Annotated in this window: 16 protein-coding genes and 2 pseudogenes; 12 read left to right on the top strand and 6 right to left on the bottom strand. The window is 47.7% G+C overall.

Annotated elements, in window-relative coordinates:
* The first annotated feature begins 209 nt into the window (after nt 1-209).
* Complete coding sequence (locus PACILC2_RS16565) at nt 210-722, top strand: tripartite tricarboxylate transporter substrate-binding protein (protein WP_280515333.1); 513 nt, start codon at nt 210-212, stop codon at nt 720-722.
* Between the two features lie 513 nt (nt 723-1235).
* On the opposite strand, the gene PACILC2_RS16560 is transcribed toward PACILC2_RS16565, so the two are convergent.
* Nucleotides 1236-2576: an S-layer homology domain-containing protein gene (locus PACILC2_RS16560; RefSeq protein WP_213529610.1), complete on the bottom strand. Its 1341-nt coding sequence runs from the start codon at nt 2574-2576 to the stop codon at nt 1236-1238.
* A 267-nt stretch (nt 2577-2843) separates the two neighbouring features.
* On the opposite strand from PACILC2_RS16560, the gene PACILC2_RS16555 reads away from it, so the two are divergent.
* The gene (locus PACILC2_RS16555; protein ID WP_244863573.1) at nt 2844-3275 is read left to right on the top strand and encodes an oxidoreductase; all 432 of its coding nucleotides are present in this window, start codon (nt 2844-2846) and stop codon (nt 3273-3275) included.
* Nucleotides 3276-3331: 56 nt separating this feature from the next.
* Here PACILC2_RS16555 and PACILC2_RS29435 read toward each other — a convergent pair.
* Both PACILC2_RS29435 and PACILC2_RS29430 read right to left on the bottom strand, forming a co-directional pair.
* A pseudogene (locus PACILC2_RS29435) lies at nt 3332-3741 on the bottom strand (MmyB family transcriptional regulator).
* 76 nt (nt 3742-3817) lie between these two features.
* Nucleotides 3818-4168, bottom strand: coding sequence for a helix-turn-helix domain-containing protein (locus PACILC2_RS29430; RefSeq protein WP_372447154.1), 351 nt, complete (start codon nt 4166-4168; stop codon nt 3818-3820).
* 116 nt (nt 4169-4284) lie between these two features.
* On the opposite strand from PACILC2_RS29430, the pseudogene fabF reads away from it, so the two are divergent.
* The 5 genes and pseudogenes from fabF (at nt 4285) to PACILC2_RS16525 (ending at nt 7958) form a co-directional block, all read left to right on the top strand.
* Nucleotides 4285-5522: pseudogene (gene fabF / locus PACILC2_RS16545) on the top strand (beta-ketoacyl-ACP synthase II).
* 166 nt (nt 5523-5688) lie between these two features.
* Nucleotides 5689-5895: a hypothetical protein gene (locus PACILC2_RS16540; protein WP_213529608.1), complete on the top strand. Its 207-nt coding sequence runs from the start codon at nt 5689-5691 to the stop codon at nt 5893-5895.
* Between the two features lie 73 nt (nt 5896-5968).
* Entirely contained in the window at nt 5969-6829 is an 861-nt protein-coding gene (locus PACILC2_RS16535; RefSeq protein WP_213529606.1) for an aminoglycoside phosphotransferase family protein, read from the top strand.
* A 37-nt stretch (nt 6830-6866) separates the two neighbouring features.
* Nucleotides 6867-7412 (top strand): NUDIX hydrolase, encoded by a 546-nt coding sequence (locus tag PACILC2_RS16530; protein WP_213529604.1) that lies wholly within the window; start codon nt 6867-6869, stop codon nt 7410-7412.
* Between the two features lie 75 nt (nt 7413-7487).
* Nucleotides 7488-7958: a hypothetical protein gene (locus PACILC2_RS16525; RefSeq protein WP_244863572.1), complete on the top strand. Its 471-nt coding sequence runs from the start codon at nt 7488-7490 to the stop codon at nt 7956-7958.
* A 3-nt stretch (nt 7959-7961) separates the two neighbouring features.
* Here PACILC2_RS16525 and PACILC2_RS16520 read toward each other — a convergent pair whose 3' ends face one another.
* The gene (locus PACILC2_RS16520) at nt 7962-8492 is read right to left on the bottom strand and encodes an SRPBCC domain-containing protein (protein ID WP_213529602.1); all 531 of its coding nucleotides are present in this window, start codon (nt 8490-8492) and stop codon (nt 7962-7964) included.
* Nucleotides 8493-8577: 85 nt separating this feature from the next.
* Nucleotides 8578-8916, bottom strand: coding sequence for an ArsR/SmtB family transcription factor (locus PACILC2_RS16515; RefSeq protein ID WP_062493890.1), 339 nt, complete (start codon nt 8914-8916; stop codon nt 8578-8580).
* Nucleotides 8917-9109: 193 nt separating this feature from the next.
* Here PACILC2_RS16515 and PACILC2_RS16510 point away from each other — a divergent pair, with 193 nt between their 5' ends.
* The gene (locus tag PACILC2_RS16510; protein ID WP_213529601.1) at nt 9110-9994 is read left to right on the top strand and encodes a serine/threonine-protein kinase; all 885 of its coding nucleotides are present in this window, start codon (nt 9110-9112) and stop codon (nt 9992-9994) included.
* Here PACILC2_RS16510 and PACILC2_RS16505 read toward each other — a convergent pair.
* On the bottom strand, nt 9981-10556 hold the full coding sequence (locus PACILC2_RS16505) for a histidine phosphatase family protein (protein WP_213529599.1): 576 nt from the start codon (nt 10554-10556) through the stop codon (nt 9981-9983). The genes PACILC2_RS16510 and PACILC2_RS16505 overlap by 14 nt on opposite strands.
* A 148-nt stretch (nt 10557-10704) precedes the next feature.
* Here PACILC2_RS16505 and PACILC2_RS16500 point away from each other — a divergent pair, with 148 nt between their 5' ends.
* The 4 genes from PACILC2_RS16500 to PACILC2_RS16485 all read left to right on the top strand — a co-directional run bounded on the left by PACILC2_RS16500 (nt 10705) and on the right by PACILC2_RS16485 (nt 13164).
* Nucleotides 10705-11250 (top strand): GrpB family protein, encoded by a 546-nt coding sequence (locus tag PACILC2_RS16500; RefSeq protein ID WP_213529597.1) that lies wholly within the window; start codon nt 10705-10707, stop codon nt 11248-11250.
* Between the two features lie 210 nt (nt 11251-11460).
* Entirely contained in the window at nt 11461-11958 is a 498-nt protein-coding gene (locus tag PACILC2_RS16495) for a VOC family protein (protein ID WP_213529596.1), read from the top strand.
* Between the two features lie 218 nt (nt 11959-12176).
* Complete coding sequence (locus tag PACILC2_RS16490; protein WP_213529594.1) at nt 12177-12647, top strand: DinB family protein; 471 nt, start codon at nt 12177-12179, stop codon at nt 12645-12647.
* Nucleotides 12648-12687: 40 nt separating this feature from the next.
* Nucleotides 12688-13164, top strand: a complete 477-nt coding sequence (locus PACILC2_RS16485) for a DinB family protein (RefSeq protein WP_213529592.1) — start codon at nt 12688-12690, stop codon at nt 13162-13164.
* Nucleotides 13165-13167: the final 3 nt, after the last annotated feature.

Here is a 13167-nt window from a genome sequence, read left to right as displayed (position 1 = left end):
AATTATACGGACTCAACTAATGCGGGTCACTTGGCCGTAAATAAACACAATGTCCACATACCCGACTTCGTCATATTCAAAGACGTGCCATCCAGCTCCGGAAAACAGAATCATCCCCGCTTCAAGAGGAATACGCTCCCCTAAAGCATCCTTCCCGTTTCTGAAACGAACGTAGCCCTTGACTGGATCAATGACATAACCGATGCGGCATTGGCCGGAAAAGCCGATTAGAGCTTGTCGTTCCGTACGCTCCGGGAGGCGATACCGATTTCCATGCCAGAACGTATGCCAAATATTTGGAGAAGGAGCTGGGCAAACCGGTCGTCGTCGTGAATATGAAAGGCGCCAACGGCACCGTAGGGGCGACCAAGGTGAAGGACGCCAAGCCGGACGGCTATACCGCCCTGTGGTTCCATGAAAGCATGCTGGTCAATAACGTCATCGGCACCTCGGAGTTTTCGCATAAGGATTTTGAAGTGGTGGCCATCGGCGTTTACGACGACACTTATGTGCCGGCGGTTCACGAGGATGCGCCTTACGCCAATCTGAAAGAATTTATCGAAGACGCCAAGAAATCCACGGGCAAGGTGGACGGCGGCGCTCCGGCAAGAAATGCCGCCCTCCTCGCCAAAAAGATGGATATTAACGCCGGCCCTTACGGATCGATGAAATCTTGCTTTGACAGACGTCGATGTGAAACGAGCTTATTTTATGCTCATTAAAGGGACGGACCCGGCTCCTTCTTTTACCAGTGTTCGCGTCATATGATTCCATAACAGCACTTAAGTATAGTCTTTGGTTTGGTTGTAGCAAATCTTCAAAAACGTTGAAAAACTGACCATTTACAACGTCCGGATTAAAATACCATGTTGTTTTTACGTGCTGGCCCGGAACCGGAGTCGGAGGGTCGGTGCTCATCACAGCGTCCCTTGCATTTTCAAACTCTACATGCGGAAAATTTTTGGGCCTACAATCTCCATCTCTACAAGTAGGTTCTGCAGTTACCATCCATCCAACGGTTCGATATCTTATCCCGCTTGTCGCAGCAGTTGAAGTAACTTCTACAACTAACCCACCATTTTATCAAAATAGATATCGCTTCCTGGTGGAGCAGCTCTTGCCGTGAAGTTCAGCATAGGGAAAGCCAGGGTGAAAATTAATAATGACATCAATAGCTTGTATAAGCCCCGTTTTCCTTTAATCATAATGTCATCCACTCGTTCCCTTACTATTAATTATTTTGCCTCTTTCACACTTCCTTGCATAAAGATGCTTGCACTTGAAGCGACCTTATAGTCCTTGTAAGTCCCCATGTAAACTTTGGTAACCAAAGGAATATCCGCATAGCCTTCATACCATTGATTCTTTTTGTATGTTCCGGGGGAATACCAGAAATCTTGAACAATGTCCTTGTCTGCTTTATATGAGTTGATCTTAAAACGGAAATAACTACGGACATAGATTGCCCCGTCTGCATATTGTACAATTGATGGCTCTGCAGTTAGGCTGCCTTCAATGGCGATTTGGTTTTCTTTCACCCATTTGACATACTTATCAGTGCTGGTTTTGAGCCCTGAACCTTGTTGAAGCATCGCCCCCATGTATTTTTCAGCCCAATCGTCTCCGATTGTCTTATAATCAACATTAAGAATTTGTTTCCCCCATTGGTTAACGGTATCAGCCCAGTATTTTGCTGCTTCTTTGCTATACAAGTCGTCTTCAACGAATTTTGCAGCACTGATGAATTCTCGTGAGTATTTTAGTTTGAGTTCGTACATTTCATTCGGCCATTTTTCCAGAATGTATGGGAAATTCTTTGCGTTCGACGGGAGATTCGTTGTGCGGATTGCAGAACCCCATGGGTCTGTCTTGGCATTCATTGCAGCCTCCGCAGTTTTGACTGCTGCCTGATCAACAGGAAGTGACCCGCCTTCCCTCACTGTGATTATGCGCTCGATAATTGTAACCGCTTGAGCCCGAGTCGTTGTGTCGTTTTCCGCTAGTTTCCCATTACCTACACCCGAGATCAAACCGTTTTTTGTTGCAAGATACATGTATTCCGCATCACTAGATGCTGTCTTTCCGATAGCTCGAACAGATAGCCTTGCCATTTCCATCCGAGTCATGGCTGTGTTGTAATCACCAGACGGGTATTCTTTGGCGGTAATGAGATTGTTTTGGATTGCAGCATTCACATAAGGGTCGTACCATTTAGAACCCTGGGCTACGCTCGATGTATTAATGCCAATGCCGACGACAACCATCTTTATGAACTCCGCGCGGGTGACTTGCGCGTTGGGTTTGAAGGTAAGATCCCCGTAACCGTTTACATAGCCGCGCTCGATTGCTTTTTGAATAGCCGCAGCAGCCCAGTGGTCTTTGACATCCTTCAGTTTGTTGAAAAGATCTTTTGCCTTTTCGACATCATCATCTTTAATGCTAGTGATATCATCCTTAATGCCTTTGAGATCGAAAGCTGCGTCTTGAGAAGATGCGATCACCGTTTGTGGAACGAAAGAACCTTGTGCGGTTACTAACGTTATTGCTGCCATTCCCGCCAAAAGAGTCTTCTTCATTTTTCTTATTCCTCCTATATCATCTTTTTTCTTATCATATCTCGTAACGTTAAGGGCCGCGAATTTTGTGCCCCTTCATTTTATATCGGATTCCCGAACGAAAGTCACAAATCGTCCCAAACAAGCCCCCCTTTCCTTTGCCGAAACCAAAAAAGCACGCCATAAGCGTGCTTCGCTTTTTTTTGATCCTCGGATCGTATTCAGTTTATATTTACGTAATAGATTAATCGAAGGAGTCTATCAACGGTCATTGAGGGAAGTGGTACGATGGCGATGTTGTTCAGTCCGATTGCCATTCGCGGTGTCGAGTTCAAAAATCGCATTATGATGTCTCCGATGGGAACGGTAACCGCTGATCAAGACGGCAAACTGTCCGAATGGCAGTTTCTGCACTATGGAGCCCGTGCGCTTGGTCAGGTAGGACTCGTCATGCTGGAAGTGACGGGCGTAGAGGAACGGGGAGCGGACCCGGGATCTCTGGGATTATGGACCGCAGGCAGAAGCGATTTTGCGGAAGGGCAGTGCCGATATCGTCGCGATCGGCCGTGCGCTGCTGCGAGATCCGTTCTGCCCGCGGACGGCTGCCGAGCAGTTGGGGGAAACGATACCGGAACCGAAACCGTACTGCAATCACTGGTTTTTCCGCGGGTTCATCGAAGGATGATTCGGATGGCGATACTGCGGCCAGGCAAGCTCTAATCGCATTCCGAAGAAAGCCGGAACACGAATTCACATAACAACCACGGGAGTGTAAATTATTTACGCTCCATTAATTTTTTCAACTTATTTTCCGTCGGGGAATCGGGATTCGGGGTGTAGATGCTGCAGCGCAAATCTGCACTGCCTTGCACCTGCAGCGATGTTAAATTAAACATCATTATCCCTGCTTTGGCATGACGAAATTCGATCAATACATCCGGTGCGGTTTTACCTCGCTTTGTTGCCAAAGATGGTCGAAATCAGGGTGAACCCGCTTCATCTCCTCCAGAAACCGATCGTACCATTCATCCTCCACGTATTGACCGTAATAAGCGCGAAAGATGGCAAGATATCCCCGGGTAAAATGTTCCCAGTTAACGGCCAATCGCCGAAGTTCTTTCCTTGCGAACAATAAACGGATCATGTTGCGCTGCTCGAACGGAATTTGTTCGAAATCCAAAAACACGCAGGACGCAGCTTCATTCCATCCGACAATAAAAATCGCCTGTCGGTGATGATCGTCGGACAATAGCGCAACTCATTCATGATCTTTTTAAAGACGGACTGATCTCAGGAGACTCTTCCTTCCATAATGTCGCTCCCGAACCGGACTCCAACGTTAAAGCATACAGATATTTCCGTTCATCGATGCTCAACTGCAGCGCGGTTGCGATCGAATCCAGCACCGATCTTGACACTCGGATGTCCCGCCCCTGTTCAAGCCACGTATACCAGGTGGTGCTCACGCCTGCCAGTTGGGCGACTTCTTCTCGGCGGAGGCCCGGTGTTCTTCTGCGTGTACCCGGCGCCAAACCGATCGATTCGGGTGGAATTTTGGCTCGTTTAGCCTTCAAAAAAGCCGATAGCGCTTGGAGTCTTGTTTCCCGATCCATGTTATCGCCCCCTTATTATGGTACTTATTATACTATGATAAACAACAACTTGTAATAGGATAACGAACGTGACAAGATAAGTTTATAAAGCTTGCGTTACGAGGAGGTCGACGGTAATGGAAAGGGTAGTCATTACGGGGATGGGGGTCGTTTCGCCGCTCGGAAACACGGTAGAACGTTTTTGGAACCGATTAGTAAGAGGGGAATCGGGAATTACCCGCATCGATACCTTTGATGTATCCAGATATAAGTCCAAAATAGCGGGATTAGTGCGCGATTTTGACGCAGATGAGCGGTTCGGACGAAAAGAAGCGCGGCGCATGGATCGGTTCTGTCAATTTGCAGTGGCTGCGGCCGAGCAAGCTTGGGAAGATTCCGGGCTTTCTCTTGAGCACGTGAATCGGGAACGTATGGGGGTGTACGTCGGTTCGGGTGTTGGGGGCATTCACACCTTGTCCGATCAAGCTGCGATTATTCGGGAGCGCGGTCCGGAACGTGTAAGCCCGACGTTGGTGCCCATGATGATATCCAATATGGCGGCCGCTTCCATTAGTATAAAATACGGTGCGATAGGGCCGACCTTATCCCCTGTAACGGCGTGTTCGATCGGAAATACGGCGATTGGAGAGGCATTTCGTCTAATACGTTCCGGACACGCTGATATCGTAATTGCCGGAGGAGCCGAAGCCGCTGTTACGGAAATATCTTTGGCGAGTTTCGGCAATGCGACGGCTTTATCGACTCGGAACGATGAACCGTCCCGAGCCAGTCGTCCATTCGATGCGGGACGAGACGGATTCGTTATCGCGGAAGGCGCAGGGATACTGGTTCTGGAGTCGCTTGCGCATGCTTTGCGTAGAGATGCCCGCATCTATGCAGAAGTCATTGGCTATGGAGCTACTTCCGACGCCTATCATATGGTGGCGACCCATCCGGAAGGGATCGGCGCTTATCAGGCTATGAAACGGGCCATTCAAGAAGCCGGCATTCGTCCTGAAGAAGTGGATGTCATCAGTGCACACGCTACAAGCACCGAAATCGGTGACAGGTCCGAAACGTTAGCGATTAAAAATTATTCGGAGACTATGCTTACCGGATTCCGATTACAGCTAATAAGTCCATGCTTGGCCATTTGTTGGGAGCGTCCAGTGCAGTTGAAGCCATCGCTTTAGTCAAAACGATTCAGCACAACGTAATCCCCCCGACCATTAATCTGGAGCGGAAAGATCCTGAATGCGATTTGGATTATGTGCCGAACGAAGCGCGCGAAGCGGCATTGAACATCGGGCTATCCAACTCTTTCGGTTTTGGCGGGCACAATGCGGTGATCGCGTTAAAAGCGTACGATCGTTAAGACCGTGCGCGTCGACTACGGCGAAATCTTATTCCGAAGTGCAGGCTGTGAGGCCTTTCATCCCTTGGCCATCAGATGTATAATCATGGAAGAAGCTCAGACGACGCAAGACCCGGCCTAAGATCGAGCTATTCGAAGGCCGGGTCGTATTTTTGGAGGCGATTTCATGAGCGTACATCATATTCATTTGACCCAGGTAGCATTGATCGGATCATTTACGAAAGAAGTACCTTCTCTATTAACGATATCTTCGGGAGATACCATTCGTTTCCAAACGCTGGATGCCGGTTGGGGAACGGGCCCGAGAAGCATTGCAAGGGATGACGATATTGTCTGCGAAATCAATGGAAAAGATTATGCTTTGGAACTATGAAAAGGTTGATTCCCACAAATTATTTCATACGATTAAGCCGTTGATTTTGGGCTAACGAAGGGAAGAGAAAAACATGAGGGAGCTTGTCCGAAATATCCGCTGGATTGAAAAAAGCATGGATTTCGAATCATTGGAAAAACACTCTGACTCTTTGGATGTTACTCCACTGGAGTCCGGACTCGAAGCGGAAGTGATCAAAATTTGTACGCCGGAATCCGGCTTTGTATTAAAGATCTGGAACAGGCATTCAAAACCGGAGGTGGGCATTCAATATAAGTTATTGGATGTTTTATATCGTCAAGGGAAGGCCGTTTCGAAACCTATTGGCTGGGGAGTCGATGAGAGCGACAATCCGGTTTTATTAACCTCTTTTGACGGGCTGCCCGTCAACCGCGTCGATCAATCCAAACTGACTCAACTTGCAAAAGTATTGCTCGATATACATAAGGTCCCGTTAGAATCGCTAGGTGACTTCAAATTACCCCAACATGAATTTGTCCGTTATTTTTACCCCGGCATTCACGATCATCCGGATATTGAGAATCTGCTCGTTCAGCTTGTCGAAAGGGCGAAAATAAAGCAAGATTCCATTATTCATGGAGATTATAACTTGGGCAATATCCTGGAAAAGGATGGAAACTATACAGTGATCGATTGGACCAACGGACAGCCGGGCGATCCGAGGTTCGATATGGCTTGGTCGAATGTATTAATCCGGATTTATGTTAGTGAAAAGTATTATTCTGTTTATCGTTCCGCTTTTTTATCCGAAACGAATTATACGGATGAAGAACTGTTATTATTCGAGGCAATCGCTTGCCTGAGATGGATTCTGTTAAATAGAATTGCAGTGTTACCGAAAAGGAAAAATACGATTTCACGAGTCAAAACCTTACTACTGAGCAATCCATACTTACATGCAAAGCTGCTTTGAGGGCTTGTTCGAAGAAAGCGGGGATATGTTATAATTTATGCTGAAATTTACGATATGCTTTATCAAACAAGGCGATCATATCCTATTATTAAACCGAGAAAAACCGAGCTGGATGGGAGCGTGGAATGGCGTTGGGGGAAAACTGGAACCCAATGAGACGCCAAGAGAATCCATTTTGCGGGAGGTAAAAGAAGAAACGGGGATTGTTCTCGATTCGATTGATTTTAAAGGTGTAGTGACGTGGTTTGTGGGTGGGACATGGACAGGGGGGATGTACGCCTACATCGTCGAGTTACCGTCTGATTATCGTTATGAGACGCCGAGGAAGACGGATGAGGGGATTTTGGACTGGAAAGATATGCAGTGGATATTGCATCCCGAGAATAGAGGGATTGTAACGAATATTCCGAAATTCATCGGGAAGCTGATCCATGATCCGGGTTGCTTTGAACACCGCTGTTTTTATCAAGACGGCCAGTTGGTACAATATGAATGTATGCAGATCGATGAAGACATAGAGAATGTGACGGATAAGTTCAAGTTGGAACATTTTTTGCAAGTCCATGCTTCTTTCCCTTCCTGATCCGGAATCCAATGGCGTGAAATGGAAGGCTTGCGGGATGATCATTCATTTCGTTTTTGAGGGAGGCACTCTCTTATGTTTAAAGGAATAAAAGCTTTATTGGTATTGTCATTATTCGCGCTTTTGCTTGCACAACCGGTATCGGCAGCCGCTAAGACTGTAGAAGTAAAGGTAACCCTTGTTCGTGTCGAACTCATCGAGAATAACCATGTCGGTCATGAATGGTATACAACGGCATCTGTTAATGGAAAAGAACTGCGAGAAGGATCGACCGTCACTTTGAAACTGAAATCAACGGGGAGCGTAAAGTTAGAGGCATATGCCGAAGAGCAGGATAAAAATACCGGAGGCCGGGACAGCGGTTTCGACAATAAAGGTATCTTCAGTGACCAAAACGATAAACAAATCGTTAAAGGTAAAGGTTGTAGAAAATCGGGGCAGGTATTCAGGAAATTCGGCAGAATGGAAGTTTACATTCAAGATTCAAAAAGTCAAGTAACGATTACATATGAAATAGGAGCTCATGATTGGGCTCCTTTTTCATGAATCTTATGAGATTGTCGCCAAGTAGTCGGAGAGCTGATCGAAGGTTCCGCCGAAGCCTTGTTTCAAAGATTCAATCATTCCCTTATAAGTGTTGCGTTCTTCCTCGGAAGCATGGATTGGGCCGCCGGCAAGGGTAAGCGTCGTTTTTCCTTCATGTTCAGTAAAAGTCAAGATATTTAGTACTTCCAAGGGGAACGTGGGACTGAACGGAGCTCGGATCTTGTTGCCTTCGGCATCGGAGAACGAATTGACAAATACAATCTTTTCCGGTTCCTCGATTTCCCGATACTCAAACTTGCCCCACATCTCGATGCCGTCAGGCGTGCGCATACTGTAATGGAATACTCCGCCCGGACGAAAATCAAGCTTGGCCGTCCCCCACTCGAAACCTCTCGGTCCCCACCATTTCTTGAGATGATCGACTTCCGACCAGACTTTGAAGACGAGCTCGCGCGGCGCGTTGAACACCCGGGTGTACACAAATTCGTGGTGGTTTCCAGGTGTTTCCTTGCTTGTAACACTGCTTTCAGTCATGTTCATCCTCCATTTTTAGATGATTTTATTGATCCAAGCAGCTCCTGAATAATATGACAGGCCAGCTGGGACTCCGCTAATCAAACTATTCCTTGTCGCCACCACGGTGATCCTGTTCTTGTAATTGGCGCAAATATGCCTCCAAATTGTCGAATTTTTCCTCCCACATCCGGCGAAACGTTTCCAGCCAATCGTCCAGTTCTTGAAACGGTTGGGCGCGCAGTTTATAAATCCGCTTATTGGCCACCGGCTGCACTTCGACAAGACCGGCTTCGTTGAGAACGCGGAGATGCTTGGAAGTTTGCGGTTGTCCCAGCTGAAGCCGGTCTGCGATTTCTCCGACCGGTAGAGGACCGTCTCGCAACAGTTCAACGATATCTAACCGATTGGGTTCTGCAAGAGCGCTGAAAGTCGATACATTCATAAGTCATTTTGCTCCTCGAGAATTTCATGTCTATAATATAACCGATAAGGAATATTCCTGTCAAGTAATATTTATCACGTCAGTTTGCCGCAAATGTTCCGATAATGATCAGGTGAAACAAGGAAATTATGACCTTGAAATGGAAGTAGTTATGGTCGATCGAAGCATATCGGATAAACATTGAGGAGGCCGAATGAGCAGCGTTCCGTACACCATAACCATCGATAACGTTATGTTTCAATTGCAGGAAGCCTATTCGTTTGATTGGCTTAAAAGTCTGGGCCGCGTATTCACCGTATTCGACCGGCAGGATTCGGGAAACATCGGTTTCGGAGTGGAGAAGGCAGGCAGGAAGTACTTTGTAAAGTTTGCGGGCTGCAAACCTATAGATTTCGAGGGCGATCCTCAGGAGGCAATAGACCGATTAAAGCAAGCGATTCCGTTGTACCATGAGTTGAGCCATCCGGCTCTTATTCGATTGGTGTCGCATTTTCCGGTTGAAACCGGTTATGCGGCGGTGTTCGAATGGTTCGACGGCGAGTGTCTGCATGCGCACTGGTCTTTTCCGCCCCCGGCCAAATACGAGCATCCGGATTCCCCATTCTATCGTTACAAGCGACTGCCGATTGAGAAGAGACTGACATCGCTGGACGCCATTTTTTCGTTTCATGTACATGTGGAATCGAAGGGGTATGTCGCCGTAGATTTTTATGACGGGAGCATTTTGTATGATTTTTCAAACTATGCGACCCGAATATGCGATATCGATTTTTACAGAAAAGCGCCTTCGGTAAACGATATGGGGGATTTCTGGGGATCCAAAAGATTCAAATCGCCTGAGGAGTTTACTTACGGGGCCCCGATTGATGCCAGGACCAATGTATTCACGATGGGAGCCATAGCGTTCGGAATGTTGGGAGGGGAGCTTGACCGGTCATTTTCCAAATGGGAGGCCGGACAGGCGCTCTATGATGTCGCGATGCGTGCCGTCCGACCGGACCGGCCATTACGGTATGCCAGTGTGGCCGAATTCAAGGCCGCTTGGGATGCGGCCCGACCGCCTCCTATATGGACATGATGTGCCACCCGGTTTCGCCTTGAAAGTCCGTGCGGGTGAGTGCTTCACCGCTGATATGCCGGCGGTAGGAAGCGATTGTGCCGTCATGGGCAACGACGTACAGACGCGGCTTGTTCAGCGATTGGCACCACCGGACGAATTCGTTTGCCAGAGCATGAAAGGAGTGGTCAGGCAGCGCGTTGATTCCGTACTGCCAAACATGCTCCGCAAGATGTGCTGCATGTTCGAAATGCGGGAACTCGCGACGGATCGTTTCCCCGGAAAGAGACCGATCGCATGGCAGAGCAAACTCGGGGGGCAGCAGGGGAAACATGCGCGGCCCTACGAGCGGATGGACGATTTTCACACAGGGGACGTCTTCGCTCCAGATCGAAGCGGTCTGCAGGGTTCGCCTTGTCGGGCTGGCAATGACCGCATCCGCCGAAGTAAGCGGAAGCGTTTCTTTCAGCTTCGCTGCCTGGCCAATGCCTGTTTCGGTTAGAGCCGGATCGGGAATCTGCAAGCTTGCGGGCGGGCGTACCGTATGCTCGCCTTGAGCGTGCCGAATAAAAACGATTTCCATAAAAAGCCCCCTTGCAATCTTGGCTATTTGTAGTGGGAAACGACATCATGGACACGTCATGGCGAGGTCAAATAGCATATGCGTAGCTTCAGGAGCAGTAACATAATCATAACTGAAAAATGAAATGGAAACATGAAAGGATGACACCATGTCTGACGAAATTACGATCGAATCGTACCAGCCCGAATGGCCCCTCCGGTTTCAACACATAGCGCAATTGCTGCGAGCGGAGCTCGGGGAAACAGCCGTTCGAATCGATCATATCGGCTCCACATCCGTCCCGGGACTTGCCGCCAAACCGATTATCGACATCCAAATATCGGTGCGATCGTTCGAACCGTTCGAAGCTATTCGGCTTCCTTTGGAACGCTGCGGTTTCCGGTGGAGGTCCGACAATCCGGATTTGACCAAACGATATTTCAGGGAGGGACCCGGAATGGCGAGAACACATATCCACGTAAGAAGAGAAGGGAGTTGGTCCGAGCAACTCGCGCTCTTGTTCCGCGACTATCTGCGTTGCCATGAGGAAGAGCGCTTGGCCTATGCCGAGTGCAAGATTCGCCTGGCCGAACGATACAGAGACGATCGCCACGGTTATGTGGATGCGAAACGACCATTTATTTGGAGTATGATGCAGAAGGCGGATCAATGGAGCCAAATGGTCGGTTGGATGCCCGGCGAACGGGATGCTTAGCAGGTATGCAAAGAATGGGGAACATATGAATGAGAAACCGCGAGGAGAATTTAAAAATAGTAGTAGGAACAAAAGTGAGCCATAAATCGGTTTTCATTGATATGCTGCTTAAAAAAGAACTACGAAACGTGCGAATAAGTACGACAGGGTGAATCGTGAAACACTTGCATAATCGAATTGAAAAATTTGACGCAGGCAGGAGGAATCGAGATGAAAATTGCTCAAAGAATTACGCCGTATTTGTGGTTTGAAACGCAAGCAGAAGAGGCGGCCCATTACTACACGACTATTTTCAACAACTCCAGAGTTGGCAGAAAAACGTATTACGGAAAAGACAACCGCAGGTTTCCCGAAGGAACGGTCATGACTGTCGAATTTGAATTGGACGGACAACCTTTCATTGCATTGAACGGCGGACCCCAATATAAATTTACGGAAGCGGTTTCTTTTGTCGTCCAATGCGAAGATCAGGCCGAGATCGACTACTATTGGGACAAGCTGTCGGAAGGCGGAGACGAAAAAGCGCAAGTATGCGGCTGGCTTAAAGACAAATTTGGCGTATCGTGGCAAGTCGTCCCCGCGAATCTTACGGAGATGATCACCGACCCCGATCCGGAGAAGTCGGAAAGAGTGATGAATGCTTTGCTCCGGACGGAGAAGAAAATCAACCTGCAATCTTTGCTCCAGGCCTACGAAGGGCGATCATAGCCAACGATGAGGAGAGGCTGGCATGCCTCCGGCTTTCCGCAAAACCGGCAAATGGCGGCGGCAACCTATAACACGATATCTGCGCCATTGGGCTTTTATCCTTCGGTCATCAGATGTATAATCATGGAAGAAGCTCGGACGACATATGACCCGGCCGAAGATCGGAGCTATCGAAGGTCGGGTCTTATCATGAGTACGTGAAAAGGAGGGGGGAAACGATGAAGCAACTATTTGTATATAACTGGGAAGTAAGAGATGAATGGTTCGAGTTATGTCGTCAACTTCCCCATCGGGAATTAACAAAAGAACGCACGGGCGGAGTCGGATCAATTTTAAAAACTTTTTTTCATATCACGGATGTCGAATATAGTTGGATAAAAGCATTGCAAGAAGAACCCGTCCCGGACCCTGATTATTCGGATGATCTGGATTTGGAATTCATACGTCAGTTGTCCGATCAATATCGGGGGGAAATAAAGGACTTTTTAGATCATTGGACAGCGGATCTGGAAGAAAGGCAAATCCTCGCACCATGGAGTAAACATACATACACACACGGCGAAATTTTAAGGCATGTCATCGCGCATGAAATTCATCATATGGGACAATTATCCGTTTGGTCAAGGGAGCTCGGATTACAACCGGTTTCCGCCAGCTTTATTGGCAGAGGGATTAAAAACGATTTGTAGGGGCCAACTAAGATCAATCGCGCCGAGGAGAGAGAGTGGAATGAACGGACGGATTTTTCAATTGTATGATTATCATATTTGGGCGAATGAAAGAATGATGAATCATCTGAAATCATTGCCGGGTGAGATATTATTGAAAGAAGTCGATTTGGGGTTCAAATCCATTGCGGAAGTCATCGGCCATATCGTCTCCGTCGATGAAGTGTGGTTTTCCAGGATCAAGGAGGAATCTTCGGCATCGCTTGCGAACAAGCAATTTTCCAATATCGAGGAAGCCGGCAATTACATGAACAATTTGCAATGGCAAATTCGTGAATATTTATTATCCGTTCATGATATGGAGAAGAGCGTGACCTACACGAACACAGCGGGACAAGAGTTTCGGAATTCCATTGCTGAGATCGTTCAACATGTCGTGAATCATGGAACCTATCATCGGGGCAATATCTCTACGATTCTTAGACACTTAGGCTACTCAGGTATCCAAACCGATTACATTGCCTATTTAAGAAAGTAACTT

Source organism: Paenibacillus cisolokensis, assembly GCF_018403665.1.
GTDB lineage: Bacteria > Bacillota > Bacilli > Paenibacillales > Paenibacillaceae > Paenibacillus_AH > Paenibacillus_AH cisolokensis.
The sequence above is the reverse complement of the archived record's forward strand: the minus strand, read 5'-3'. Positions and strand labels throughout refer to the sequence as shown.